Origin of the sequence: Pseudomonas sp. BN606 (assembly GCF_029873115.1) — a bacterium.
Lineage (GTDB): Bacteria > Pseudomonadota > Gammaproteobacteria > Pseudomonadales > Pseudomonadaceae > Metapseudomonas.
In genome coordinates, this window is the sequence record NZ_SSOF01000075.1 from 83,375 (window position 1) to 109,561 (window position 26,187).

General features: G+C 63.1%; 27 protein-coding genes. 15 read left to right on the forward strand and 12 right to left on the reverse strand.

Features of this window, described 5'->3' with window-relative positions; translation table 11 throughout:
• Nucleotides 1-62: 62 nt before the first annotated feature.
• Nucleotides 63-737 carry a response regulator gene (locus E8E75_RS17505; protein WP_153921893.1) on the reverse strand — a complete coding sequence of 225 codons (675 nt, stop codon included), beginning with the start codon at nucleotides 735-737 and terminating at the stop codon, nucleotides 63-65.
• A 452-nt stretch (nucleotides 738-1,189) separates the two neighbouring features.
• Between E8E75_RS17505 and E8E75_RS17510 the strand changes: the two genes are divergently transcribed.
• Nucleotides 1,190-2,146 (forward strand): helix-turn-helix domain-containing protein, encoded by a 957-nt coding sequence (locus E8E75_RS17510; protein WP_280359481.1) that lies wholly within the window; start codon nucleotides 1,190-1,192, stop codon nucleotides 2,144-2,146.
• Nucleotides 2,147-2,176: 30 nt separating this feature from the next.
• On the opposite strand, the gene E8E75_RS17515 is transcribed toward E8E75_RS17510, so the two are convergent.
• Nucleotides 2,177-3,106: a LysR family transcriptional regulator gene (locus E8E75_RS17515; RefSeq protein WP_153921888.1), complete on the reverse strand. Its 930-nt coding sequence runs from the start codon at nucleotides 3,104-3,106 to the stop codon at nucleotides 2,177-2,179.
• A 297-nt stretch (nucleotides 3,107-3,403) separates the two neighbouring features.
• Here E8E75_RS17515 and E8E75_RS17520 point away from each other — a divergent pair, with 297 nt between their 5' ends.
• The 3 genes from E8E75_RS17520 to E8E75_RS17530 all read left to right on the forward strand — a co-directional run bounded on the left by E8E75_RS17520 (nucleotide 3,404) and on the right by E8E75_RS17530 (nucleotide 5,571).
• Entirely contained in the window at nucleotides 3,404-3,796 is a 393-nt protein-coding gene (locus E8E75_RS17520; protein ID WP_153921886.1) for a response regulator, read from the forward strand.
• A 242-nt stretch (nucleotides 3,797-4,038) separates the two neighbouring features.
• A complete protein-coding gene (locus E8E75_RS17525; RefSeq protein ID WP_280359482.1) occupies nucleotides 4,039-5,241 on the forward strand; it encodes an NAD(P)/FAD-dependent oxidoreductase in 1,203 nt (400 codons plus the stop codon).
• Between the two features lie 81 nt (nucleotides 5,242-5,322).
• A complete protein-coding gene (locus E8E75_RS17530; RefSeq protein WP_120650885.1) occupies nucleotides 5,323-5,571 on the forward strand; it encodes a transmembrane sensor/regulator PpyR in 249 nt (82 codons plus the stop codon).
• A gap of 178 nt (nucleotides 5,572-5,749) precedes the next feature.
• On the opposite strand, the gene E8E75_RS17535 is transcribed toward E8E75_RS17530, so the two are convergent.
• From E8E75_RS17535 to E8E75_RS17555, 5 genes are all read right to left on the reverse strand, one after another.
• Nucleotides 5,750-6,511, reverse strand: a complete 762-nt coding sequence (locus tag E8E75_RS17535; RefSeq protein WP_120650884.1) for a TerC family protein — start codon at nucleotides 6,509-6,511, stop codon at nucleotides 5,750-5,752.
• 171 nt (nucleotides 6,512-6,682) lie between these two features.
• Nucleotides 6,683-7,054, reverse strand: a complete 372-nt coding sequence (locus E8E75_RS17540) for a RidA family protein (RefSeq protein ID WP_280359483.1) — start codon at nucleotides 7,052-7,054, stop codon at nucleotides 6,683-6,685.
• A 62-nt stretch (nucleotides 7,055-7,116) separates the two neighbouring features.
• On the reverse strand, nucleotides 7,117-8,628 hold the full coding sequence (locus E8E75_RS17545) for a BCCT family transporter (RefSeq protein WP_348530024.1): 1,512 nt from the start codon (nucleotides 8,626-8,628) through the stop codon (nucleotides 7,117-7,119).
• Nucleotides 8,629-8,908: 280 nt separating this feature from the next.
• Nucleotides 8,909-9,895, reverse strand: coding sequence for a dipeptidase (locus E8E75_RS17550; RefSeq protein ID WP_280359484.1), 987 nt, complete (start codon nucleotides 9,893-9,895; stop codon nucleotides 8,909-8,911).
• Nucleotides 9,896-9,908: 13 nt separating this feature from the next.
• Nucleotides 9,909-11,351, reverse strand: coding sequence for an aldehyde dehydrogenase family protein (locus E8E75_RS17555; RefSeq protein ID WP_120650880.1), 1,443 nt, complete (start codon nucleotides 11,349-11,351; stop codon nucleotides 9,909-9,911).
• Between the two features lie 93 nt (nucleotides 11,352-11,444).
• On the opposite strand from E8E75_RS17555, the gene E8E75_RS17560 reads away from it, so the two are divergent.
• From E8E75_RS17560 to E8E75_RS17570, 3 genes are all read left to right on the forward strand, one after another.
• Nucleotides 11,445-12,350, forward strand: a complete 906-nt coding sequence (locus E8E75_RS17560) for a LysR family transcriptional regulator (RefSeq protein WP_120650879.1) — start codon at nucleotides 11,445-11,447, stop codon at nucleotides 12,348-12,350.
• A gap of 187 nt (nucleotides 12,351-12,537) precedes the next feature.
• Nucleotides 12,538-14,244 (forward strand): hypothetical protein, encoded by a 1,707-nt coding sequence (locus E8E75_RS17565; protein WP_218584186.1) that lies wholly within the window; start codon nucleotides 12,538-12,540, stop codon nucleotides 14,242-14,244.
• Complete coding sequence (locus E8E75_RS17570; RefSeq protein WP_153921872.1) at nucleotides 14,238-14,981, forward strand: DUF3726 domain-containing protein; 744 nt, start codon at nucleotides 14,238-14,240, stop codon at nucleotides 14,979-14,981. The genes E8E75_RS17565 and E8E75_RS17570 overlap by 7 nt, the downstream gene beginning before the upstream one ends.
• A gap of 7 nt (nucleotides 14,982-14,988) precedes the next feature.
• Here the strand turns inward: E8E75_RS17570 and E8E75_RS17575 are convergent, their stop codons facing one another.
• Nucleotides 14,989-16,494, reverse strand: a complete 1,506-nt coding sequence (locus E8E75_RS17575; RefSeq protein ID WP_120650876.1) for a winged helix-turn-helix domain-containing tetratricopeptide repeat protein — start codon at nucleotides 16,492-16,494, stop codon at nucleotides 14,989-14,991.
• 136 nt (nucleotides 16,495-16,630) lie between these two features.
• On the opposite strand from E8E75_RS17575, the gene E8E75_RS17580 reads away from it, so the two are divergent.
• Both E8E75_RS17580 and E8E75_RS17585 read left to right on the forward strand, forming a co-directional pair.
• Nucleotides 16,631-16,846: a DUF1127 domain-containing protein gene (locus E8E75_RS17580; RefSeq protein WP_120650875.1), complete on the forward strand. Its 216-nt coding sequence runs from the start codon at nucleotides 16,631-16,633 to the stop codon at nucleotides 16,844-16,846.
• A gap of 45 nt (nucleotides 16,847-16,891) precedes the next feature.
• The gene (locus tag E8E75_RS17585; RefSeq protein ID WP_120650874.1) at nucleotides 16,892-18,058 is read left to right on the forward strand and encodes an MFS transporter; all 1,167 of its coding nucleotides are present in this window, start codon (nucleotides 16,892-16,894) and stop codon (nucleotides 18,056-18,058) included.
• Nucleotides 18,059-18,061: 3 nt separating this feature from the next.
• Here the strand turns inward: E8E75_RS17585 and E8E75_RS17590 are convergent, their stop codons facing one another.
• Nucleotides 18,062-18,583, reverse strand: a complete 522-nt coding sequence (locus E8E75_RS17590) for a helix-turn-helix domain-containing protein (RefSeq protein ID WP_280359485.1) — start codon at nucleotides 18,581-18,583, stop codon at nucleotides 18,062-18,064.
• A gap of 102 nt (nucleotides 18,584-18,685) precedes the next feature.
• Here E8E75_RS17590 and E8E75_RS17595 point away from each other — a divergent pair, with 102 nt between their 5' ends.
• Nucleotides 18,686-19,309: an isochorismatase family cysteine hydrolase gene (locus E8E75_RS17595; protein ID WP_120650872.1), complete on the forward strand. Its 624-nt coding sequence runs from the start codon at nucleotides 18,686-18,688 to the stop codon at nucleotides 19,307-19,309.
• Between the two features lie 85 nt (nucleotides 19,310-19,394).
• Entirely contained in the window at nucleotides 19,395-20,960 is a 1,566-nt protein-coding gene (locus tag E8E75_RS17600; protein ID WP_280359486.1) for an aldehyde dehydrogenase (NADP(+)), read from the forward strand.
• A 23-nt stretch (nucleotides 20,961-20,983) separates the two neighbouring features.
• Here E8E75_RS17600 and E8E75_RS17605 read toward each other — a convergent pair whose 3' ends face one another.
• Nucleotides 20,984-21,523: a cysteine hydrolase family protein gene (locus E8E75_RS17605; protein WP_280359487.1), complete on the reverse strand. Its 540-nt coding sequence runs from the start codon at nucleotides 21,521-21,523 to the stop codon at nucleotides 20,984-20,986.
• 188 nt (nucleotides 21,524-21,711) lie between these two features.
• On the opposite strand from E8E75_RS17605, the gene E8E75_RS17610 reads away from it, so the two are divergent.
• From E8E75_RS17610 to E8E75_RS17625, 4 genes are all read left to right on the forward strand, one after another.
• Entirely contained in the window at nucleotides 21,712-22,509 is a 798-nt protein-coding gene (locus E8E75_RS17610; RefSeq protein WP_120650869.1) for an alpha/beta hydrolase, read from the forward strand.
• A gap of 55 nt (nucleotides 22,510-22,564) precedes the next feature.
• A complete protein-coding gene (locus E8E75_RS17615; protein ID WP_120650868.1) occupies nucleotides 22,565-22,966 on the forward strand; it encodes a hypothetical protein in 402 nt (133 codons plus the stop codon).
• Between the two features lie 77 nt (nucleotides 22,967-23,043).
• Nucleotides 23,044-23,910 (forward strand): GNAT family N-acetyltransferase, encoded by an 867-nt coding sequence (locus E8E75_RS17620; protein ID WP_280359488.1) that lies wholly within the window; start codon nucleotides 23,044-23,046, stop codon nucleotides 23,908-23,910.
• Nucleotides 23,911-23,912: 2 nt separating this feature from the next.
• Complete coding sequence (locus E8E75_RS17625; RefSeq protein WP_120650866.1) at nucleotides 23,913-24,833, forward strand: polysaccharide deacetylase family protein; 921 nt, start codon at nucleotides 23,913-23,915, stop codon at nucleotides 24,831-24,833.
• Nucleotides 24,834-24,837: 4 nt separating this feature from the next.
• On the opposite strand, the gene E8E75_RS17630 is transcribed toward E8E75_RS17625, so the two are convergent.
• Together E8E75_RS17630 and E8E75_RS17635 are read right to left on the reverse strand one after the other, a co-directional pair.
• Nucleotides 24,838-25,797: an HlyD family secretion protein gene (locus E8E75_RS17630; protein WP_120650865.1), complete on the reverse strand. Its 960-nt coding sequence runs from the start codon at nucleotides 25,795-25,797 to the stop codon at nucleotides 24,838-24,840.
• A 3-nt stretch (nucleotides 25,798-25,800) separates the two neighbouring features.
• Nucleotides 25,801-26,154 carry a DUF3302 domain-containing protein gene (locus E8E75_RS17635; protein ID WP_120650864.1) on the reverse strand — a complete coding sequence of 118 codons (354 nt, stop codon included), beginning with the start codon at nucleotides 26,152-26,154 and terminating at the stop codon, nucleotides 25,801-25,803.
• Nucleotides 26,155-26,187: the final 33 nt, after the last annotated feature.

The following is a 26,187-nucleotide window of genomic DNA, read 5'->3' on the forward strand; positions in this document are numbered from 1 at the left end:
TGGACGCTACCGCCTCGGTGGATCATCGACAGGCCTCAATGGCACTGCCGACGGTGCCGACATCAGGACGACTTCCGTGGCTGCGGTTGGATGCCCAATGATTCCGATTTTCTGACGAGGTCCGCTACGGAGCGCGCCGCCAGCTTCTTCATGACCTGTCCACGATGGACTTTCACGGTGACTTCACTGAGGTTCAGTTCGAAGGCGATCTGCTTGTTCATCAGACCGGCCACGACGAACCCCATGACCTCCCGTTCCCGAACGGTAAGCGAGTCGTACGCGGCACGGAGCGCTGCAATGGAACGCTCGGCTGCCAGACGCTCGCCGTCCAGCGCCAATGCATTGGCGACTGCGTCCAGCATGTCCTGGTCGCGAAACGGTTTGGCCAGGAAGTCGACTGCCCCGGCTTTCATAGCCTTGACCGTCATGGCGATGTCACCATGACCGGTCATGAACACGATCGGCATATGCAGACCACTCTTTTCGGCCTGCTCCTGGAAAGCGAGGCCGCTTTCGCCACGCAGCCTGACGTCCAGGATCAGACAACTGGGAGCGTTGCTCTTCGGGAAGGCAAGAAAATCCTGGGGTGATTCAAACGTCTCTACGCGCAAACCGATTGAGCGCAGCAATCCCTCGACCGCTAGTCGCATCGACTCGTCGTCATCGACCACATAGACCACTGGGTCTTTCTGGTCGCCTGCGTTTTGGGTCGAAGTTGATTGCGACCACGAACTCATCTTGCCTCCTTTCTGAGGACCGGCCATATCTACATGCTGGTCAAAAAAAAATTAGTCCATGACTCCCCCCGCAGCAACGCTGCGACCCGGTGCTGGCCGGGCTGACATTGCTTGGGGTGATTTGGAGCGGAGCGCTAATAACGCGCGGTAAGGGGCCGAGAACAGCTCGCCCTCGACGAGAAATAGGCTAACTCGCCCGTGCAGCGGCCTGCCAGGACATAAAACCCTTGTTATCGGCCAGGCCCGGACAGCAGAAAGGCGCATCTGACTTTCCGACGACCGACCCTGGCAGATCACCTGAAAAGCCATGACCCGAGCCATTATTTCCCCATGCCAATACAGCAAGAGCGGCCACGACAATGGTGGGTTCTTCAGGGGCAAAGACAAAAAATCCCGGCAAGCACCATGCTACGAATCCGCCAGCATGGGATCAGCCCCGAGAGGTGCTATTCGTGGCCTTCCAGAAAATGGGGCTGCTCGACCTGACTGGCGCCCAGACCGTGTTCTGGGTTGCCTCCAAGGCACTGGCCGAACGCAGGCTGCACGGCTACCAGCTGCGTACGGCGAGCCTCGAAGGTGGCCTGATACAAACCGCCGAGGGCCTGGTCGTGGACACCTCACGACTCGACCGTCCGGGCGAACCACCTGCCGACACCCTCATCGTTCCCGGTGCCCCGGATATTTGCCAGACCCTGGACAGTCACGGTGACCTGGCGGACTGGCTGGCCGGCACGACCCATCGATTCAGGCGCGTCGCGGCGGTCTGCAGCGGCGCCTTCCTGCTGGCCAAGGCCGGTCTGCTCGATGGTCGGCGTGCCGCCACGCACTGGGCCATGTGCGACACCCTCAAGGCGCGTTTTCCGACCATCGACGTCGACGCCGATGCGATCTTCATCCAGGAAGGCACGGTTTGGACGTCGGCGGGCGTGAGCGCGGGCATTGACCTGGCACTCGCCCTGGTGGAAGCGGATTGCGGTCGCGAAGTGGCCATGCAGGTGGCCAGGGAACTGGTGGTCTATCTCAAGCGTCCGGGCGGTCAGGCGCAGTACAGCACGCTGTTGCAGTCGCAATCGGAGGAAAGCGCGGCATTCGACGACCTGCACCTGTGGCTGGCAGAGAATCTGGGCGACGAAAACCTTACGGTGGAGCGTCTGGCCCAACAGGCGCAGATGAGCCAGCGCAACTTCTCCAGGGTCTACAAGCTCAAGACCGGCCGGACCCCGTCCAGGGCCATCGAGTTGTTCCGCCTGGAAGCGGCAAAGCGCTTGCTGGAGAACACGCCACGCAACATCGAACAGATCGCCCGACTCTGCGGATTCGGCGACGAAGAACGGATGCGCTGCACCTTCCAGCGCAACCTGTCCATTTCCCCCCGTGATTACCGCAGCCGTTTCACACGGGAGAACTGATCCGTATCCCACAGGCCCCGCCCTCCCCATTCAAGCTGCAACCGAGGTCTGCTCCAGCGCCTGGCCGAAGTGACGGAAGAAGCACGAGCGCAGCCAGCGCTCGCGCGGGTCATCGTGGCAAGCGCCGCGCCAGGCCATGGACAGGTCGGGAGTCGGCAGGTCCAGCGGAGCGTACTCGGCGTGCATACCATGCAGCCGCTCCATGGCCTGGGCAACGTAGTCCGGCACGATGGCGACCATGTCGCTGCCGGCAAGCAGTCCGGGCAATGCGCTGAATTGCGGCACTGCCAGCACCACCTTGCGCTGACGCCCTCCCAGGCTCAGGGCGTGATCGACGTCGTCGATGACCTTGCCCATCGAGGACACCACCACATGGGGCCGCGCACAGAATTCATCCAGTGTCAGGCGGCTGGCCGCCGAATCACCGCGCAGCAACACCGGTTGCATCGGCCGCAGGCGTTTGCAGTGCGAACTGGCCGGCAATGCCTGCGTCAGGCTGATTCCCACGGAAATCTCGCCCGTGGTAATCAGGTGGGGCAAGTGCCACTGGTCCACCCTGCGCACCACCAGGGTGATATTTGGCGCTTCGTCGCGCAGGCGTCTCATCAGCTTCGGAAGCAGCGCATATTCGACATCGTCCGAGAGTCCGACATGGAAGGCCGCATCACTGGTGAGTGGGTCGAACTCCTGCGAGCAGCTCAGGGCCACCGCGATGCCGTCGAGGGCCGGCGCCAGCCGAGCATGGATTTCCTCGGCACGCGCGGTCGGCTCCATCACCCCGCCGGTACGGATGAACAGGGGGTCGTTGAACATCGAGCGCAGGCGAGCCAGCGCGCTGCTGACAGTGGTCTGCCCGATAAACAAACGCTCCCCGGCCCGAGTGACATTGCGCTCGCGCATCATGGTTTCGAATACAACCAGCAAGTTGAGGTCGGCACGCCGCAGGTCATTTCTGTTCATGATGTTCGCCGCCTGGTTGATTGAACTCTTACAACTTTCATATGCACCTCCAAAGTTGCTGGAGGCAATCAGCGAAGTGGGTGTCAGATTATTCGAGAAACAGGCGAACGGTCACTTGTACGTCAGTTCAGGTTGAGTATCCCTTCGGGGTGTGCACTTGTACTTCGGTATTATGCAACAGAAGGGAACCCGGCCCCTCTGGTTTCGAGGGGCGGCGACTATACGTAGGTATACTTCTCCACGTTATAAGACAGCGTATCTTCCAATAACGACGGGTGCCGTCACGGGCAACCCCAAATGACGCAAGCTACTCAGGTGCGCGACATGGCCGTTATTGCAGTTGTCGATGATGACGAATCCATCCGCACGGCGCTGGAGGGCTTGTTGAGGTCCAGCGGCTACCAGGCCAGGACCTACGCCGATGCTCTGGAGTTCCTGGGCTCCAGCGGCCCGACTGAAGCCCACTGCCTGATCTCCGACATCCAGATGCCGGGAATGTGTGGGCTCGAATTACATGAAAGACTCATCGCCATGGGCTTTCGCATTCCCACCATCTTCATCACCGCTTACCACGGTGTCTCCCCCCGCGTCAGTCCCGACACCCCGGGGCTGGTCGCCTACCTCCCCAAGCCCTTCGAAGCCGACAAACTGCTCAGCTGTATCGAAACAGCCCTGCGCGAACACCCCTGAGAACCCGGAAAGCACTGCGGCGAATTCAAATTATACCTACGTATATATCAATTCGACTGACGCATAACTCTACTTACCCTATGTAGAAGTGCGCTGAAAAATATCCATGGATAGCATGTAACCACAGCGGACGATCCGATTCAGCGAATATGGGAACCCAGTATCAATGGACCTGTAATCGTCACGCCGGAATTGAAGAAATAACATCAATCTTATTGACCACTTCTTCCGAGGAGCACTTCATGAAACAGCAAATTCTGGTTGTTGGCGCAGGGTTCGGTGGACTTTGGAGCGCATTGAGCGCTGCACGTCTGCTGGACAAGCATGATCGCAACGATGTGGTGATCACCCTGCTCGCCCCTCAGGCCGAGCTGCGCATCCGTCCGCGCTTCTACGAGCCCAACGTCCATGCCATGTTTGCCCCGTTGGATGCCCTGTTCGACTCGGTTGGTGTGCGTTTCGTCAAAGGCAGCGCAGAACGTATCGATGAGCAGGCCAGGACCGTCGGTTACCGCGACGAATCTGGCCGCCAGCACGAACTGAGTTACGACCGCCTGGTACTCGCGACCGGCAGCCAACTCGCCCGCCCGCCGGTGCCCGGCCTGGAGGCCCATGCCTTCGACGTCGACCAGATCGAATCCGCGGCGCGTCTGGAGAACCACCTGAAGTCGCTCAAGGACCGCCCGTACAGCCTTGCCCGCAACACTGTGGTGGTCGCCGGCGGCGGCTTCACCGGCATCGAAACTGCCACCGAGATGCCGGCGCGTCTGCGCGAGGTGCTCGGCGAAGACCAGGATATTCGCGTGATCGTCATCGACCGTGCTCCACAGATCGGCGCTGCCCTGGGCGACGGAATCCGCCCGTCGATCGTCGAAGCATCCGATCACCTCGGCATCGAGTGGGTACTCGGTACCAGCGTGGCGGCCGTGGACGCCAATGGTGTGACCCTCTCCGACGGTCGCCATATCGAGAGCAACACGGTGATCTGGACGGTCGGCTTCCGTGCCAGCCCGCTGACCGAGCAACTGACCAGCGTGCGCGATGGACTGGGGCGCCTGCATGTAGACCAGAACCTCAAGGTGGCTGGCCAGGACAACATTTTCGCCGCCGGCGATGTCGCCTATGCGGCTACCGACGACCTCGGCAACTTCGCCGCCATGTCCTGCCAGCACGCGATCGCCCTGGGTCGCCATGCGGGTAACAACGTAGCCGCCGACTTGCTGGGCGTGCAGCCCATTCCCTACAGCCAGCCCAAGTACGTGACCTGCCTGGACCTCGGTGCCTGGGGAGCGGTGTTCACCGAGGGCTGGGACCGTCAGCTGAAGCTGGTGAAGGATGAAGCCAAGCAGCTCAAGACCCAGATCAACACCATCTGGATCTATCCCCCGGCAGCTGATCGAGCAACCGCCCTGGCCGCAGCCGACCCAATGATTCCGGTGGCCTAAGCACCCTGAATGGACCAGGCGTCCGTGACCCCGTCACGGACGCCTGCCAAGCAGACCGCAACCTCTGCTGGAGCAATGGATATGTTCGCCTTTTTCGAATCCCCCCAACGCGTCCACAAGCTTTCCAGCCACTTGCTGATCAGTGGCATGGCCATGCTGGTGATCGGGGCCCTGCTGGCCTATGGCTTCGACGCCTACCTGTCCATGGGCTGGCTGGTACTGGCGCACTTGCTGACCATCCTCGGACCGACCTCGATCAAGCTCGGCTACGTACTGCGCCTGCAGGCGCAATACCGCCTCAAGGCAAGTACGGGGATGTTGCTCAGCTGAATACTCCCCGGGCGGGGACGCTGGCTCTAGTTCCCGCCTGATTCGCCCGCCAACACCTGTTTTGGCGGGCTTTTTTATTCGCGACTTGCCTTTGCCCTCGCTGCACGCCCCACAGTAGGACTCGGCAGCCGTAAGGCCCCTAGTGCACGAGACGCACTCGACTCAAGACGGCCAACACTCACTCCCCCTTCATCTCCCTGTGCAGCTTCACCGGTTCCGCCGCCTTGCGGCCGCGGGCCGTGCGGGCACGGATGTTGAGTGCTTCCACGGCCAGGGAGAAGGCCATGGCGAAGTAGACGTAGCCCTTGGGCACATGAACATCGAACGACTCGGCAATCAGCACCGTGCCGACCACCACCAGGAACGAGAGCGCCAGCATCTTCAGGCTCGGGTGCCTGTCGATGAAGGCGCTGATGGTTCCGGCAGCGAGCATCATCACCAACACGGCGACCACGATGGCAGCAACCATCACCGGCACGTTGGAAACCATGCCGACAGCGGTAATCACCGAGTCCAGCGAGAAGACGATGTCGATCAGGGCGATCTGGATGATGGTGCCGACGAGCCCGCCGGCAAGGCTCCTGGGTTCGTCGAAGTCTTCCTCGTCGCCCTCCAGGCCCTGGTACATCTCGGAGCTGCTCTTCCAGAGGAGGAACAGGCCGCCGAAGAAGAGAATCAGATCACGCCCGGATATCCCCTGCCCAGCCACCTGGAACAGGTCGGCGGTGAGCCGCATGATCCAGGAAATGGAAAGCAGCAACAGGATGCGCGTCACCATCGCCAGGGCCAGGCCGAAGAAGCGGGTGCGCGCCTGCATGTGGGGCGGCATTCGACCCACGAGGATGGCGATCATGATGATGTTGTCGATACCGAGGACGATTTCCAGTGCGGTCAACGTAAAGAAGGCCACCCATATTTCCGGGTCGAGCAACCATTCCATCCCAAGCTCCCAGGTCAGGCCATACGGCGAAAAGGGTACGGGCGCCTGTCCGCTTGTGACGGAAAAGCGCACGTACAAGGTTCAAGCGTAGTTGGAGTCGCCGCCGGGACAATCGGCGAGCGGAAAACCAGTCGTCCGGGATCACCAGAGCGGACTGGAGACTGCGGCCGCTCAGGCCACCGCGTAGACCACCAGCTCCACGAGCATTTCCTCACGGGCCAACCCGGCCACCACCATGGCGGCACGGTTCGGATAGGGAGCAGAGAAATACTCGGCATAGACCGCATTCACGGTCGCCAGGTAGCTGCGGTCGGTCACGTAGATCAGCACCTGGGTCACGGCATCCAGACCAAGCCCGGCGCAGGCCAGGGTGTGCTTGAGGTTGTCCAGGGTCTGTCGTGTCTGGGCTTCGATCCCCCCATCCACCACGCGCCCTTCGACATCGATGGGGATCTGCGCCGTGTACAAGGTCCCGTTGCCGATCACGGCCCACTCCAGTGGGGCCTTGGACGGGAACAAACGGGTACTCACGGACTGTTTCATTTAGCTCTCCAGCATGGGAAGAAAAAATGGAGGGGCGACGGGCATCGCGCCCTCCCAAGGGACTAGACCTGCTGTTCCCGGGCCAGTCGACGGGCGATCTGCGGGGCGTTCCAGAGCGCAGGGAGGATCAGCAGGGAGACGGGAACAGCGGTGATGACGATGAAGGATTGCAGCGCCGAGACTCCGCCCGAGCCGATGGTGATCAGCACCACCGCCGCCAGCCCCATGCCGATGCACCAGAAGGCACGCAGCCACTTCTTCGGCGAATCGTTGCCGGTCATCGCCATGGCCACGGTGTAGGCCATGGCATCGCCGTTGGTGGCCACCGAGATGAAGCTGAGGAACAGGAACAGCGCCGAGACCAGTCCCGCCAGCGGCAGGCTCTGGGTAACGCCCAGCAGCATGGCCTCCGGCTGGGTGCCGTGGCTGGTGACGATACCGGGGGTCTGCAACTCCAGGCCGATACCGGTGCCACCGACCACGGTGAACCAGAACATGGTGACCAGCGGAGCGATGATCGACAGGGTCAGGATGATCTGGCGGATACTGCGGCCTCGGGAAATCTTGGCCACGTACAGCCCCATCATCGGCGCATAACCGATGAACCAGCCCCAGTAGAAGACCGTCCACCAGTCGAGCCATTTCGGATCGGCACGGTACAGGGTCATCGGCAGGAAGTGTTCCAGTTGCAGGCCGAAAGCCACCGGGAAACCGGACAGGATGAACAGGGTCGGCCCCGCCACGATCATGAACAAAGCCAGGCCGATCATCAGCCAGACGTTGATTTCGCTGACCATGCGGATGCCATTTAGCCCCACCAGGCAGGACGTGGTGTACATGACCGTCACCAGGATGATGGTGATGGACTGGGTCAGCAGGTCACTCGGCAGACCCCATACAGCATTCAGCGCGTTGCTGATCTGCAGGCCGAGGAAACCGATCGGGCCGATGGTGCCGGCAACCACCGCGATGATCGAGGTGGCGTCGGCCAGGTTGCCGATCGGTCCTTTAAGCGCACGCTCACCCAGCAACGGGTACAGCAGCGTACGGGGCGCCAGCGGCAGGCCCTTGTCGTAGTGCAGGTGCATCAGGACGATCGCCAGCAGGCTGCCGAGCACAGCCCAGGCCAGGAACCCCCAGTGCACGAACGACTGCGCCAGGGCCACATGGGCCGCCTGCTCAGTGTTCGGCTGAACGCCAGCGAACAGGGGCGGCGGGCTGGCGAAATGCATCAGGGGCTCGGCGGCGGCCCAGAAGGCACCACCACCGGCGAGCAGTGCGCACATGATCACGGCGATCCAATTGAACGTACTGGTCTCAGGCTTGTGGTTGATGCCACCCAGGCGGACGCGGCCACATTTGCTGAAGCCAATGCCCAGGCTGACCAGGAACGTTGCCAGCATCAGCACCTGCCAATAGAGCCCGAAGGCTTTCGTCGACCAGGCGAACAGCGTGTTGACCATTGCGGAAACCGCGTCGATATCCACCAGGGCCGCAATCAGGAAGGCGAGCAGGAAGCCGCCAGTGATGACGAACAGGGGCAAATCGACGCCTTGCAGTGCCGTGCACTTCATCGGTTCGCTGCCTACGGTCTGGGTCGGGAACAATTTCATGATGCCTCCAGGTTGTTGCGCTGGCTCTACCGAATCGAACTCGGCAGAGCGAATGACCATGGGTTCAGGAATGGAGCGGAACTCAACGTCAGCACGGTGGACGCGTTTCGCTCCTGCCTTCCGGAGGCAACGGATCAAGGTGATGTGTCGTCAGGCGCAGGCCAACTCCAGGGTGGGAGAAGGTCGAGGCTCTTTTCTTGTTCTTGTTCATGGCGTCCTCACGTTGGGGGGAGTCAGGAAATCACTGCTGCGGCGCGATACCGCGCTCCAGCAGGTCGAGCCAGTTCAGGCCCATGATCTTGCGCACCTCGTCCTCGACGAAGCCGCGCTCGCGCAGCCCGCGGGCGATGACGGGAAAGTCACGGCTGTCGCGGAACCATTGCAGTGGCGCTGGCCAGTCGGCGTTATCTGCGGAACCTTCGCCGTAGTCCTTGGCTTTGCTCCAGCGGCCGTTACGCATCCACTCCAGCACCTGCAGCGGCTGCTGCTGGCAGAGGTCGGTACCAATGCCGATGTGCTCCACACCCATCAGGTCTGCCGTGCGCGCGACCATGTCGCAGAAGTCTTCAAGCCGGCACGCCGAGCCGCCGCGCAGGTGGAAGGGATAGGTGCTGAAGCCGAGCAGGCCGCCCGACTCGGCGATTCCGCGCAGCACCGCGTCGGATTTGTTGCGCTTGGCTGCATGGAAGCTGGTGGGGTTGGCATGGGAGATGATCACCGGCCGCGTCGACAGTTCTATGGCCTCCAGGGTGCTGCGCTCGGCACTGTGGGACATGTCGATGATCATGCCGACACGGTTCATTTCCTCGATCACCTGGCGGCCGAAGCGACTGATGCCGTTGTCTTCTCTCTCGTAGCATCCCGAGGCCAGCAGGCTCTGGTTGTTGTAGGTCAGCTGCATGATGAAGACGCCGAGCTGGCGGAAGATTTCCACCAGGTCGATGTCATCCTCGATGGGCGAGCAATTCTGGAAGCCGAAGAAGATCCCGACCCGTCCTTCCTGGTGGGCCAGGCGGATATCCGAAGCCTGCCGCACCGGACGGATCAGTTCCGGGAAGGCCTCGAAGCGGCGATTCCATTCGCCAATGCGCGACAGGGTTTCACGGGCGGTCTCGTGGTAGGCGATGGTGGCGTGGACGGCACTCAGCCCGCCCTCCTGCATCTGCCGGAACAGCTCGGGGCTCCAGTTGGAATACTGCAGGCCGTCGATCATCAAAAGCTCTTGCATGGCGCTCTCTCCCTCAGGGACGCACGTAGACGGTCTTGACCACGGTGTAGAAGTCGCGGGCGTACTGCCCCTGCTCGCGGGGGCCGAAGCTGGAATCCTTGCGACCGCCGAAGGGCACGTGATAGTCGGTGCCGGCGGTGGGCAGGTTGACCATCACGCAGCCGGTGTTGGCGCGGCGCTTGAAGTCGCTGGCGTGCTTGAGCGACTGGGTCATGATCCCGGCCGTGAGCCCGAAGCGCGTGTCGTTGAGGATGGCCAGCGCCTCCTCGTAATCCCGCGCCTTGATGACACAGGCGATGGGGCCGAAGACCTCATCGCGGTTGATGCGCATATCGTTTCGGGTGTCGACGAACAGCGCCGGGCGCAGGTAGTAGCCCTCATGCTCCTCGGTAATGCGCTCGCCACCGCAGACCAGGCGCGCGCCTTCGGCCTTGGCGTCCTCGATGTAACGGAGGTTCTGCGCGAGCTGGCGCTCGTCGATCACCGGGCCGATCTGCACGCCTTCACGCATCGGATGGCCGACCTTGAGCTGTCCCATGCGTTCGATCAGCGCTTCGACGAAGCGGTCGTGCACGCCTTCGGTGACGATGAGTCGGGACGATGCCGTGCACTTCTGTCCGGTGCCGAAGAACGCACCGTTCACCGCGCACTCCACGGCCAGCGCCAGGTCGGCGTCGTCGAGCACTACCAAGGCGTTCTTGCTGCCCATTTCCAGCTGGCAGCGCACGAAATTGGCGGCTGTGGCGGCGGCGACCCGGCGCCCGGTTTCCACCGAGCCGGTGAAACTCAGGGCATTGATCCCGGTGGACTGGATCAGGCGCTCGCCGACCTCGGCTCCGCTGCCCATGACCAGGTTGAAGGTCCCGGCCGGCAGGGCCTGGCGGGCGATGATTTCGGTCAGCGCCCAGGCGCTCGCCGGCACGGCATTGGCCGGTTTGAACACTACTGCGTTACCGAAGGCCAGGGCCGGGGCGATCTTCCAGGCGGCCGTGGCCATCGGGAAATTCCACGGGGTGATGATGGCGACCACGCCAACCGGCTCACGACGGACTTCGATCTCCACGCCAGGACGAACGGAATCCGCTGTCTCGCCCAGCTGCCGCAACACCTCGGCGGCGTAATAGTGGAAGAACTGCCCGGAGCGATAGACCTCGCCGACGCCCTCGGCGAGGGTCTTGCCCTCCTCCCTCGACAGCTGTTCGCCGAGTTCGGCCTTGCGTGCGATCAGCTCGTTGCCGATCGCCATGAGCACCTGGTAACGCTCCTCCAGTCCGCTGCGTGCCCAGACCTGCTGAGCGGCGGTGGCGGCGCGAATCGCCTGATCCACCTGCGAGGCATTGGCCTGGGCGTAGTGACCCACGACGTCCTCGACATTGGCAGGGCTTCGGTTCGCAATACTCGAGCCGCCTTCAACCCAGACGCCGCCGATGTAGTTGCTGAAAATCTTGCTGGACATGTGCACCTCCGTTCTCGCTTTGAGCGCATGGTAGGTGCCGTCTCAGATAAACTAAAATTAGTTGTGAATATTGGTTGATAAGGAAAACTTACCATGCTGCCGGACCTGAAGATCGTGCAACTGCGTCACTTCGTCTGGGTTGCCGAGCTCCAGGGGTTCCATGCGGCGGCCGAGCGGGCACACCGAACCCAGCCAGCCATTTCGCTGTCCATCCGCGACCTCGAAGGCAAGCTGGGCCAACCCGTGTTCGAGAAACGCAATGCGCGGGTCACAAAGCCGGAGCTGACGCCCTTTGGCATCCAGTTCCTCGCCTACGCCAAGGAACTGATCGAACACCACGACCGCGTGGTGCGCGACATGAACCTGATCGCGCAGTACAAGTCCGGCCACTTGCGCATCGCGTCCGTACCGTCGATTGCCAGTCGACTTCTGCCGGACATCCTCGCGCGCTTCATAGGCGACGCCACCGACCTGCATGTCAGCCTGTTCGACGACAACTCCGAGGCGGTCCTGACCATGGTGGAGAACCAGCAGGTGGACTTCGGCATCTCCAGCCTTTGGGAAACCGAGAGCGACATTCGCTTCATCCCCATCTGGGAAGACAGCATCGGCGTGGTCTGCCATCAGGACCATGCGCTGGCTGCCGAAACAGAGGTCGGCTGGCAACAATTGCGCGGCGAACGCCTGATCGCCAACGGCACCTCGCGCCTGCTCAGCGGAACCCGCGCCGAGGAGCTGGTGGCCGATTCGCAGTTCTACATCTCCAACATGATCTCCCTGCTGGCCATGATCGAAGCAGGCATGGGCATCACCACCCTGCCCCGTTTCGCCTTCCCCGCCGAACCCGGCCAACTGTGCTTCATCCCCCTGGCGGACCCGCTGGTAACCCGCGACATCGGAATCGTCCGCCTGGCCAACCGGTCGTTGCCGGTAGCGGCCCAGGCCCTGTACGAATTCATCCTGCGGGACAACGAACTCGACCCGGACGAGTGGCGATAGCCATGCTGATCGAGCATGCCATTTGAATAAGGATTCCTTATCGGACGATAGGGCGATCTGAATTGCTCCGGGGAGCCTCCTGTCCCACCATCGACGGCAGATCAATAACAAGCCGCTTCCGGTTGCCAACTGGCCCGGGAATGCGGACACGCCAGTTGAGGGCCCCAGAATGAGCACCCCTTCAATGATGGAATCGGGCTTGCCCGAAGCCGCGATCCTGCAGATGCGCCCTGCCAGCCTGGTCATGGACCTGGAACGGCTTGGCAGCCTGCATCAGAGCCGCTTGAGCTTCATGCGCAGCCTGGTCCGCCGGATCATGCGTGAGCGCTGGCAGATCGAGGCGCAACGCTTCGAACTGGATGCCGACGGCTACGGCACGGTGATCTACCGCATCCGCACCCGCGGCGACCTGTTCAGCTTTGTTCTGTTCTCGCAGTACCTGGCCCCGGAGAAACGCAATGACCGCGTCATCGCCAGCGAATGGGACCTGACCATGGCCCTCTGCGAGGGCGACGTGGATAACGCCTACGTCGACTACTTGCGCCAGAACGTGCCACTGCAAGAGGCAGGCCGGCTCGACGCCAAGGTGATGGTGCTGTCCCGCGCCAACCGCAGCATGCGCAACTTCGACAGCGTGGTGGATGCCCTGGCCCGTGGCGAGCAGCCGGAAATCGCCAGGATTGCCCAGGTCGGCTACCTGTATCGCACAACCGCCGTCTACGGCAGCGGCAAACTGGGCATGGCCGATTGGGAGAAGGTCCGCCGCAAACACCCGGATTTTGCCCGTCCTTTTTCAGCCGAGATGTTCACCTGCTTCATGCTGCGCAACTTCAGCCTGCAACAGGCCGAGCACATTGCCCGGCGCCGCTCGCCAACCACCGCCGTACCCTTCGAGCCGACGATCAAGCGCTACTTCGGCATCGGCAACTCCACGGGCCTCGGCATGGCACCCTACCTGATCAACCACCCGCAACTGATCAGCCGCTGGATCGAAATGCGCGAACTGGCGCTGGCCCGTATTCTCGCCAGCCCGGCGGCACCGGCAGAGCTGGCGCGCGTCCCGAAACTGGTTGACCGGGCCATCCGCCATATCGAGGAAACCTTTACGGAGGACGAGTGGCAGACCGGCAACAACCAGCGCGTACTGGCGGATCTGCGCGCCCTCCACGATTGGCTCGGCGCGCATCCGCTGGAGAACTGGCAAGTGTTGCAGGACTGGGCCCTTGGCCACGCCAGCCTGCAGGGGCAGGAGCTGATCAACTGCATTTTGCTGGAACTGTACCCTGAGCTCGTGGATGAGCTGGAAGATCGCCTCGCCTTGCCCGAGCAATTCCAGTTGCAACCGGAGATGTCCGCACAGCAGTTGCAAGCGCTGATCGAGACGAAATACGACTGGGCCCTGGCCATCGACTTCGACGCAGACGGTGCACAGGAAACCTTCTGGTACCGCTCCGAGGAAAAGCAGGAACCGCGCCTGGGCAATTGCAGCCTCGACGAGGGCCGGGAAAAGCAGATGCCGCTGGGTATCGGTTACCTGGTCCAGCAATGCCATCGGCAACTGACGAATTACCTCGCGCAATACCCGCAGCACAAGGTCGCGCGCTTCCTGCTCTGCCACCCGGAACAACGCAGCATCGTCCGCCGCATCCAGGGCATGGCCACCACCCACTACGGCGAAATCCGCGCCAACCTGTTGGACCGAGACGTCCTGCCCATGCACCTGCTGCGCTGCAAGCTGTCGTTCTTCGGAGTGAGCAAGTTCGACCCACGTTCGCGCCTGTGGGTCCGCAACACCATGTTCCAGGGTGCTCCCGTGCTGGAAGACATCGGCCAGCCGTTCGACGATGACTGGTTCCTGCCACTGGCCCCTACCCAGGAGAAAAATCCATGCTGATTTCCGCCAATGAACTGACTTCCCTGCTCAAGCGGGTGTTCGAGGGCATGGGTTATACGCCGGGCCACTATGAAGACGCGGCCGCCCTGGTTGGTTGGCTGCAATTGCATGGCGAGGATGGTCTGGGCGAACTGGAGCGAGCACTGGAACTGGTCGCCGACCGTGATCGCGCCGCGACCGAACTCGTTACCGACGAACCGGGTAGCCTGAACGCTGACTGCCACGGACGCAGCGCCTTGAACTGCTTGCCGGCACTGTTGGAACTGGCCTGCGTCCAGGCTGTGGAGCAGCCCGCTTTTCGCGTTGAGGTGCAGAACTGCCATAACCGTAAGTTCGTGCTCAAACTGCTGGCGGATTGCGCCCAAAGGGGCCTCTGGGCCCAGGCCAGTTGGGACAACGGCCACTCACCGGTGCAGCGCCACCTCGCCTGGATCGAAGCTGGCGCCTCTCACCCTAGCTACCTGACTTGCACGCTTTCGGAACACTCACCTCAGGCGACACGGCAATCGCTGAGCCTGATGCTCGGCACGGCTGCCCAGCCGCAGCCGGTCGGTGAGGTCGTGGCCAAACGGAGCGAGCGGTTCGTCAGCCCTGATAACTTCGCCCTCGCCCGCGAACAGGCCCTGGAAAACGGCATGGAGATTTCTCCAGCGCTCTGGCAACGCCTCAACAGCCTCGCTGAAGCGGTGCTGGTGGAAAGTTCCGAGCGCTCTCGCGGCGGCGCTGGCGGGCGCTGAGGACCGGTCACTCCGGAAGGCCGGCCTTGCGGTAGCCGTCAACGAAATGCTCGAGCGTCGCAGCATCACGTAATGGCTCGCTCGAGGCCCAGTGGCCAATGGTGAAAAGCGGGTTGCCGACGAGGAACAGCTCGACCTCCGCGCGCGCCTCGTCGAGCCGGCCGAGTTGGGCAAGGCTTGCGGCCAGGAAGCGGCGTGAGCTGGTGCGATAGGTCTCATCCCGGCGCAGAGTCTCGATGGCGGCTTCGTAATCGCCGGCGGCGTACTGCGCCTGGCCGAGCGCCAGGTAGTACCAGCTCGCCGGGAAGGGGTTGAGGCGGAATGCCTTGCGGATGTACTCAAGGCCCTCCTCGATCCGCCCGGCCAGGACCGCGATATCGGACAGCGCCGCCCAGGTGTCGGCCTCGTTGGGGTCCAGCGCGATCGCCCTGGCGAATTCGGCATCCGCCTCGGTGAAGCTGCGTCCATAGGCCAGCAGGTAGGCCAGGACCCAGCGACAACCGGCATCGTCGGGGTCGAGTGAGACCGCCTTGCGCGCCAGCTCCAGGGCGGCATCTCGGTCTGGTTCCGTAGGTCCGCCGCTATGCACCCAGCCCATCCAGTGGTTCATGGCGAGCCAGCGATAGGCCTCGGCATACCCCGGATCGAGTGCGACGGCGCGCGTGAGCATCAGGTGCGCTTCCTGCGCCGTCTGCGGTGAGTCATCCATCAGCTTGCGCGCCCGCACGCAGAGGTCATAAGCCTCGATATTCGCCGGCCGCCGGCGCGAAGCGGGTTCGCGTAGCCGACCGAGCAATGCTTGCACGATCTTGCCGGTGACCTCGTCCTGTACGGCGAATATGTCTTCCAGGCTGCGGTCGAAGCGCTCCGCCCAGAGATGATCGCCATTGGTCGCATCCACCAGCTGTGCATTGATGCGCACACGCCCTGCGGCGCGCCTTGCGCTCCCCTCCAGCAGGTAGCGCACGCCAAGGTCCTGGGCAATCCCGCGCACATCCATGGCCTTGCCCTTGTAGACAAAGGCCGAGTTGCGCGCGATGACGAACAGGCCGGAATTTCTGGACAGATCAGTGATCAGGTCCTCGGTCAGCCCATCCGCAAAGGTTTCCTGCTCGGGATCGTTGCTGAGATTGATGAATGGCAGCACGGCGATCGATGGCTTGTCGGGCAGGGGCAAGGGTCTTCGTGCGCTGCCAAGCTGCTGGACAGCCCCGACGAAGCGGTAGCCGACACGCGGCACGGTGGCGATCCACTGACTACCGTCGGCGGCCGGACCGAGCAACTTACGCAGCAGCGCGATCTGGACGGTGAGATTGCCTTCCTCGACGACCGCGCCGGGCCACGCCGCATCCATCAACTCGGCCTTGCCGAGGATTTCACCGGGGCGCGCGACGAGCGCTGCCAGCAGTTGCAGCGCGCGGTAGCCAATGGCAACGGGAACCTCATTCCGCAGAAGCGTTCCCGCGGCGGAATCCAGAACGAACGGACCAAATGCAAAGCGCGATCCCTGCATACGACGCACCTGCACCCCATTTGGAAGATTTGAGAACTATTAGGAAGAGCTTAATTACGCTGCTGCGCGCATTTCGCAGAATTCAACCTCTGACAGGTCGAGGGCCTCCGGGTCCTCACACCCCAAGGAGGCTGCCATGAACGATACTCCCCACCCGTGGCCGGCGGAAGTGTGGCACCGGCGCTACAACCTGGCGCACCCTCGCCGCATGATCGCGACCTGGAGCGAGCGGAAACGCTTTCGGCTTGAGCTTGAGCGAATGGCGAAGGCCAATCCCCATCTGATCGAGGATATCGGCCTGACCCGGCGTCAGGCCGAGAGAGAAATCGCCAAACCCTTCTGGCAGGAATGAGGTGAAAGCTGCAATGACACCGGATCGTCCCATTACGAGGTCCGCATGACGGCTGAAAGTGCGGCATCAGCACCAAAGGGCCGGATTCCATGGGCCGCGTTGGCCGGCATCATCGCAACCGTCTCAGTGTTCGCAATGGCGCAAGGGCTGACCTATCCGCTGCTCAGCTTCATTCTCGAACGACAGGGCACGGCGCCCGTCCTGATCGGCTTGTCGGCGGCGATGACCCCATTGGGTTTCATCGTGTCCTCGCCCTTCATTCCGGCCCTGGTACAGCGCATGGGCGGAGGGCGGCTGGCGATCCTGTGTTCGATACTCGCCGCGTTCGCCTTGATCGCAATCGCCTGGACGCAGCACATCTGGGCCTGGATGCCGCTGCGTTTTCTGCTCGGTTTCTTCGCCAATCCGCTCTACGTGATCAGCGAAACCTGGCTGATGGCGATCACGCCCGCATCCCGCCGTGGCCGCATCCTGGGTCTTTATTCATCGATCGTTTCGGCCGGTTTCGCCCTCGGCCCGCTGTCCCTTGGGATTGTCGGCACCCAGGGTTGGCCGCCCTTCCTGATCGGCATCACGGCCTTTCTCATCTGCGGGATGATCGTGCTGGCGGTCGTGCCGCGCCTGCCAAAGATGCCCCAAGAAGGCGAGGCAAAATCGGTTGGCGGATTCATCGCATTGGCGCCGCTCCTGTTGTTCGCGGTGTTCGCTGCGGCCGCCTTCGAGCAGATCCTGCTTTCCCTGTTCGCAGTCTACGGCGCCGCGCTCGGTAGCTCCGAGGAGCGAATCGCGTCGCTCATCACCTGCTACATCGCGGGCAATGCCGGTCTGCAGGTCGTGCTCGGCCGCGTGGCTGAAAAGGCCGGTTCGAAACGAACCATGCTGGTCTGCGCCCTGGCTTCGCTCATCGGTTGCGTACTGCTGCCATGGGCCCTGAACACGTGGCTCATCTGGCCGTTCGTGTTCGTCTGGGGCGGATTCGCGTTCGGGATCTACACCATGTCGTTGATCCAGCTCGGCGAGCGCTTCAGCGGTCGAACCCTGATGGCGGGTAACGCGGCCTTCGCCTTGGTGTGGGGTGTGGGGGGCATGCTGGGTTCGCCCGCTACCGGACTGGTGATGCAACTGATGGGACATCCGGGGATGCCAGTGTCCCTTGGCTTGCTGTGTGGCGTACTGGCGGTGCTCCTTCTGGCGAAGCGGCAGCGGGTCTGATCGTCAGTCGTCCTTCGACGCCGCGCCCCGCGCAGCCCGGAAGGACTCGCGTCGGCCATTGCGCTCCTCGGCATAGACGGGATTCTGCTCGCCTATCAGGTCTTCGCGCCGCAGGACCTCCCCACAGCCATCACACAACGGCCCAAGTCCGGCGGCCTGCCCGCAGGTCCGGTGCGTGAAGTGCACGGCAATGCCCTCCTCCGGCGCCTTGCACCACTGCTCGCCCCAGGCGCGCAGGGCGAGGATCACCGGATAGAAGGCCTCTCCCTTGGCGGTGAGCTGGTACTCGTAGCGCACCGGACGCTCGTTGTAGCGCGTGCGCAGTACCAGATCATCCGCTTCCATCTGTTTCAGGCGCGTGGCAACCATCTGTGGCGTACCGCCCGTCTGCGCCTGGATTTCGTCGAATCGGCGGTTTCCCATGAACAGTTCACGCAGGACCAACACCGTCCAACGGTCGCCCACCAGGTCTTCGGCGCGGGAAACCGGGCACAGGGTCTCAGCAGTTTTTTTGGCGCTTGACATAGCGTCTCCCGAGGCTGATTTTGTAAATATGATTTTCATAGCAACAACGAACAAAGTCAATTCGGGAAGCAATGGACATCCCCTAACCGCGAGGACTCACTGATGTCGAACACCCCCTATCCCATCGCCAGAACGGCCTACCTGCTAGTCGACCCGTACAACGACTTTCTCTCTGAAGGCGGGCGCATCTACCCCCTGATCGAGCCCATCGCCTCGGAAGTCGGGTTGCTGGACAACCTGCGTACGCTTGATCGTGCGATTCGCGAGCGCGGTATCCCCGTCTTCATCGTGCCGCACCGGCGCTGGGAACCGGGCGACTACGAGAGCTGGGACCACCCGACGCCCACCCAGTGCAAGATCATGCACGGCCACCACTTCGCCCGCGGCGAATGGGGTGGCGAGTGGCACCCTGACTTCGCACCCCGCGAAGGCGACACCATCATCGCCGAGCACTGGGGCTCCAGCGGGTTCGCCAACACCGACCTGGACTTCCGCCTCAAGCAGCGCGGCATCAGCCACGTGATCATCGTCGGCCTGTTGGCCAACACCTGCATCGAGGCAACCGCCCGCTTCGCGTCGGAACTCGGCTACCACGTCACGCTGGTGCGTGATGCGACCGCCGCCTTCCGACACGACATGATGCACGCCGCCCACGAGCTGAACGGTCCCACCTTCGCTCACTCCATCGTGACGACGAGCGAGCTCATCGCGAATCTCGCCAACTGACCGTCCAGCCTGGTCGCCGCCGTTCCAGGTGGCGGCCCCGTGCGTCGAAACGACGCCAATCCCCGCTTACTCAGGTGACAAAGAGATGGAATTGACCGGAAACCTCATCATCGGCGCCAGTGACGTCCCCGCCCGCCAGGGGACCATGAAAGCACTCAACCCCACCTCCAACCAGCTCATCGAGCCGGACTTCGCCTTCGGCGGCGCGCTGGAGGTGGACAAGGCAGCGACCTTGGCCGACGAAGCATTCGACAGTTACAGCCACAGTTCCCTTGCCGTGCGGGCGGCCTTCCTCGAACGCATCGCCGACAACCTGGATCAGGTTCGCGAGGACCTCGCTGCCCGTGCCGCACTGGAAACCGGTTTGCCCGAAGCCCAGCTGCAAGGCGAGGCTAGCAGGGCCTCAACGCAGTTCCGCCAGTTCGCCGATGTGGTACGCAAAGGGCGCTTCCTTCAGCTGTCGATCGATCCAGCTCAGCCGGATCGCCAACCCCGCCCGCGCATGGATCACCGGCTGCAGAAAATCGCGACAGGTCCGGTTGCCATTTTCGGCGCGAGCAACTTCCCCATTTCGTACTCGGTCGCCGGTGGCGATACCGCCTCGGCGCTGGCGGCCGGTGCAACGGTCGTCGTGAAGGCCCACAACGCCCACCCCGGAGCCTCCGAAATCATGGCTCGGGCCGTTCGCAAGGCGGTGCGTGAGAGCGGCCTGCACGAAGGTGTCTTCTCGATGCTGCGCGGCAGCGGCAACACCATTGGTGAGGCCCTGGTGGATCACCCCCTGATCAAGGCCGTGACTTTCACCGGATCGGAAGCAGGCGGCATGGCGCTTTATCGTCGCGCGCAGCAGCGCCCTGACCCCATCCCTGTCTTCACCGAGATGACCAGCGTCAACCCGACCTTCATCCTGCCGGGCGCTATGGCCGAACGCGGCGGCGCGATCGGCGATGGTTTCATCGAGCGCATGCTGGCCAATGTGGGCCAGGCTTGCCTGAAACCGGCGATTCTCATCGCCATCGACGGCGCGGGCTTCACCTCGCTGCGCCAGGCCATGCTGGATCGCCTCGGCACGGCCCCTGCGCGCACCCTGCTCACTCCGGCCATCCATGCTGCTTACGTCAGCGGCCTCGCCGAGCTGATAGCCGTCGGCGCCCAACGCCTTGCCGAAGGGACGGCAGCCAAAGCCGACCTGGATGGCCGCGCCACCCTCTTTGAGGTCGATGGCCAGGAGTTTCTCGCCGAGCCTCGGCTCGCGGGAGAGGTATTCGGGCCAGTGGCGCTGCTGGTGAAGGTTGGCGATTCCGACGAAATGCTTGCCGTGGCTCGTTCGCTTCGCGGTCAGCTCTCGGCCACCATGCACCTCGAAGACAGCGACACGATGCTGGCCCGCCGTTTGCTCCCCATCCTGGAAAGACGCACCGGGCGCATCGTGGTCAACGCTTTTGCGCATCCTCAGGAAGTGTCCTTCGCTTCCGTGCATGGCGGCCCGTTCCCGGCCACATCCGACAGTCGTTTCACGTCGGTGGGCATGACGGCGATCGAACGCTTCCTGAGGCCGGTGTGCTACCAGGGCTTCCCGGACGAACTGCTGCCCGAAGCTCTGCGCGAGGCCAATCCGTTGCATCTGCCGCGCATCGTCGACGGCCAGTAGGCAATAGCGCCCCGGCGAAGGTTTCAGCCCTCGATTTGCACGGTTTCTGCGGGAACCACAGTTGCCCGTACGCCAAAGCTCGACATGCTGCCGAGCACTGCGTTGTGGTGGGCGATGATCTGCGCGGCGCTGATGGCGGCGTTGTCCAGGGTGGAGTGGGCATCCGCCGGCAAAACCACCTCGTAGCCCAGCGAAAGGGCGCGCCGCACGGTGGTATCCACGCAATAGTCCGTCTGCAGGCCACAGATGATCAGGCGCTGGATACCACGTTGCTGAAGTACTTCCTGCAGTTCGGTCCGGTGGAAGGAGTCGGGAGTAGTCTTGCGGACGCGGATGTCGCTGGCTGCCACGACCAGGTCGTCCGCCAGTTGCCAGGTCTCGCTGCCGTAGAGGAAATAGGCTTCGGGCTCTTCATGCTGGATCACCACCACGGGCAGTCCCGCGGCTCGGACCTTGGCGCTCAGGCCGTTGATGGTGGGGATCACACGGTCGATTTCGAAAGCAGCGTACTGGCCGACGCTGATGGCGCGCTGGACGTCGATGATCAGGAGAGCGGTTTTCATGGGCAGCGGTCCCTGCAGAGGTGAAAGACGAAGCTTAAGACGGGGCGGCAATCGATACCAGCGGCTGGCCCGTCAACCCGCCTCACGCACTCGTCGTAGGGTGCGCCATGCGCACAGCGCACCCTAGCTCGTTACGACCACGGAATTTTCTGGCAGCCTGTAGCCTGTCCCTTGCGTTGGAGTCACCCGTGCCAAGCCCCAGCCACCACACACAGGACCTGCACATCGACAGCCTGCACGGCCGTCTGTTCGTTCGCATCTGGAGTCCCGCCCACCTCAGCCCGTCCTTCGACGAGCCGCCTATTGTCCTGTTCCATGATTCCCTCGGCTGCGTCGAGCTATGGCGCGAGTTCCCCACCAAGCTGGCCGCCATTACCGGCAAGACGGTAGTGGCTTACGACCGGCTGGGTTTCGGTCGTTCGGATGCGAATCCGCGCGAACTGTCGCTCGGTTTCGTTGGCGACGAAGCCGACCAGGCCTTCCCCACCCTGAAGGATCACCTCGGCATCGGCCAGTTCATTGCCTTCGGCCATAGTGTCGGCGGCGGCATGGCAACCCACTGCGCCGCGCGCCACCGCGAAGACTGCCTGGCGCTGATCACCGAATCGGCCCAGGCCTTCGTCGAGGACCGCACCCTGCAAGGCATCCGCGAAGCCAAGGCCGGTTTCCAGCAGGATGGGCAGATCGAGCGACTGGCGAAGTACCACGGCGCCAAAGCACGCTGGGTGCTCGACGCCTGGACCGAAACCTGGCTCTCGCCTGAATTCGCCGACTGGACACTGGAAGCCGAAGTCGAACGGCTGGACTGCCCCGTGCTGGCCATCCATGGCGACCAGGACGAGTTCGGCTCCGACCTGCATCCTCAGCAGATCGCGCACCTGACCGACGGCCCGTCGCGGGTGCTGCTCATCGAAAACTGCGGCCATGTTCCCCATCGCGAAAAACCGGAGACAGTGCTCCAGGCCGTTGCCGGACTGCTGCGTTGAACCGGCTCGGGGCGCTGTTGGCACCCCGGCAATCGGCTGACTATGATCGGAAGCCATGACGCCGACTCTCCCGACTCGCCAACCCTGCCCTCCTGGCGCCTGCAACTGCGGGCGTGAGGAGTTGCTGGATTTGCCCGGCGCCGATGTACGCATCCTGCTGCTGACCCGCCAGGAGGAGAAGCGCCTGCTGGAGCGGCTGGAGAACATCCGCAGCCTGGAAGACCTCGAGCATATGCAACGGCGCATTTACGAGCAGCTCGGCGTGCGACTGCATATCGCCCCCGGCTTCAACGAAGTGCGCAGCATGCGTGGCATCGAGATCCTCATCGACGAGCTGCCCGGCCTCTGCCGCAAGACCCGCCAGTCGATTCCGGCGGCCATTCGCCGGGGCCTGGAGCTGCACCCGGAAATTGCCTACCGCCTGCTGGACTCCCACGACCTGCTGCGTGACGCCTGACGTCCGCCCGGCGGCCTGGCCGCCCTCCCCGCTTGGCGCTATACCGAAAGCGTCCCCGTCGGCGAGGAGTTCCCGTCATGCCCATCCCGTTGGTCATCCGCAACATGCTCCGCCCAGAGCTGGACGAGCTGGTCAGCTGGGCCGCGCGCGAAGGCTGGAACCCCGGCCTGCACGACGCCGAGCTGTTCTGGCTGAATGACCCCGAGGCCTACATAGCCGCGGACCTGGACGGCGAGCTGATCGGTGGTGGCGCCATCACCTCTTACACGGGCGAATTCGGTTTCATGGGCTTTTTCATCATCCGCCCGGAGTTCCGTGGGCGCGGTCTCGGCGACATCCTTTGGTACGCACGCCGTGACCGACTGCTCGCCCGACTGCATCCCGGTGCGGCCATCGGCATGGACGGCGTGTTCGCCATGCAGGATTACTACGCCAAGGGCGGCTTCGTCTTTTCCCATCGAAACCTGCGTTTCCGGACAGAGGTCGCCGAACCACCGGAATGGGCGCCCGACGAAGAAATCCTGCCACTGGCCGACTTCAAGCTGGAGGAAGTTCTGGCTTACGACCGCCTCTGCTTTCCGGCACCTCGCCCCCGTTTCCTGCAGGACTGGATCGCCCAACCCGACGCCCTGGCCCTGGGCTGCCGGCGCAATGGCCGCCTGGCCGGTTTCGGGGTCGTCCGGCGTTGTCAGCAAGGCTGCAAGATCGGCCCGCTGTTTGCCAATGACACTAACGCAGCCGAAGCGCTCTACGCGCAACTGGCTGGATTCGCCATAGACGGTCCGCTGTTCCTGGATGCGCCGGAAAACAATCCAGACGCCATGGCCCTGGTGCAACGGCATGGCATGGAGGAAGTCTTCGGTTGCGCCCGGATGTACCTCGGCCCGCTTCCTTCGGTTGCCCAGGAACGGGTTTTCGGCGTCACCACCTTCGAGCTGGGCTGACGGTGGAGCGCGATCTGCTCGGCTACGGCGGCAAGCCGCCTCATCCGCATTGGCCGGGTAATGCGCGGGTGGCGGTACAGTTCGTCCTGAACGTCGAAGAAGGTGCCGAATCCTGCATGCTCAACGGCGATGTCCAGTCGGAGGCCTACCTGCACGAACTGCCGGGCCGCCCCGTGCGCGTCGGCGAGCGCGACCTCAGCGTCGAAGGCCTTTACGAGTACGGCTCCCGCGCGGGTGTTTGGCGCATCCTCGACCTGTTCAACGAGCGCGGGTTGCCGCTGACTGCCTTTGCCGTCGGTCGCGCCCTGGAACTGGTGCCACAGATCGGCCATGCCTTGCACAACGGCGGCCACGAGGTGGCCGGACACGGCTATCGCTGGCTGGACTATCGCGAGGTCGCTGAAGACGAGGAACGCCGTCACATCCAGCGCACCATCGAACTGATCGAGCGCATTTGCGGCCGACGCCCGCTGGGCTGGTACACCGGCCGCGTGAGCGCCAACACCCGCCGGCTGCTGCGCGAGGAAGGCGGCTTCCTTTACAGCTCCGACGCCTACAACGACGACCTGCCCTACTGGCTGCCCGGCTCGCCGCCGCACCTGGTGATCCCCTACACGCTGGTCAACAACGACGCCCGTTACCTGATGCCCCACGGCTTCGCTTCGGGGCAGGACTTCTTCCAATTGCTCAAGGACGCCTTCGACTGCCTGTGGCGGGAAGGTGCGCGGCAGCCAAAGCTGATGAGCATCGGCCTGCATGGCCGGATCAGCGGCCACCCGGCCCGTGCCATGGCCCTGGCGCGCTTTCTTGAGCATGTGCAGGGACATGACGGGGTCTGGGTATGTCGGCGGGAAGACATCGCCCGGCACTGGATCGCCGAGCATGGCTATCAGGCGGGAAGCCCCGGGGGCAGCCCGCCATAGCGCATCAGTGGAACGGGAAGATGTAGTTCATCCAGGCCGCCATGCGCAGGAGGATCTTGCGCATGATCGCCACATGGTGGAAGTGCTTGCTGTAGAGCGCTGCCTGGCCATAGGCGCCACCGGGCATCTGCGCAGCGTACTCGGCGTAGGCCGGATCGGTGATCTCGATGAATACCGGCACCCTGCCCGGAGGTGGCGAACCGGTGTAGCTGATCAGGGTCCCGGATGGTTGCACCTGACCTTCGCCGATCACCCCGATCACCTGCTTCACCGTGCCCGAGAACACCTTTCCGGGGATGCCGTCGAAGGCGACTTCCGCCTCGTCACCCACACTCAGGCGCAACTGGCTGTTCTGGCGCATCCAGGCGATGAAGTAGAAGCCTTCGTCCGGGATGAAGACCATTGACGGACGCAGCGGTAACTTCACCGCACGCACACCCGCCCGCAATGACACGTGGGTGACGAAGCCCTTGCTCGGCGCCCGGACCACGGTGCTTTCAAGGTTGAATTTGGCGATATTGAGTTGGGCCTGCAGGTCATCCACGCGTGCCGTGGTGAGATCCACGTCGCGGCGGTTGCCGACATTGCGCGCGGCCAGCTCACGGGCGCGGGACTGGTCGGCACGGGCCGACACCAGCTGCGCCTGGATGGATTTGACCTTGTTCTCGAATGGCGTCGGGTCGATGCGAAACAGCACATCACCCTTCTCCAGTGGCTGGTTGGCCCTCACCGGCACTTCGGTTACCAGGCCGGACACCTCGGGCACGATGGGCACCGAAACGAAGTAGGTCCGCGCCACCTCCGAATAGGGGTGGTTGTAGTTCATCAGGAAGATCAGCGCACCGATCAGCACGATGCCACCCAGCACGGCGGTGGGCACGCTCCACTTGTTCAGAGGAATCTTGAATATCTTGAAGATGGCAACGCAGAACGCCGTGTAGGTGAGAATCAGCAACAGATCCATGGCTCAGCCCTCCTTCCGCTCGGCTTGCGGGGCCGGGGCGCGTCCTTCGAGATGCTCGATGCGCTGACGCAAATCCGCCAGTTCCTTCGCCAGGTCGACATCCTGGGAGGAACCCGACTTGCCGTGGTCGAAGCCCCAGCCACGGTCCTCGCGGTACAACATGGCCCAGATCCACAGGAACGGCCACAGCGCGTGGAGGGTGAACAGACTCACCCAGCCGGCGGCGTGGATGGCGTCCTGGTGCGGATGGTTACGGTGTACGGCAATTTCATAGGGAATGTCGTGGAGAACGATGATGCCGTAGAACAGCACGATCCCCACGAAGAAGAGAATGCCCAGCGCGAAGTAATCAAGCATGTTGTTGTGTCCTGAAAGACGCCCCTTACAACA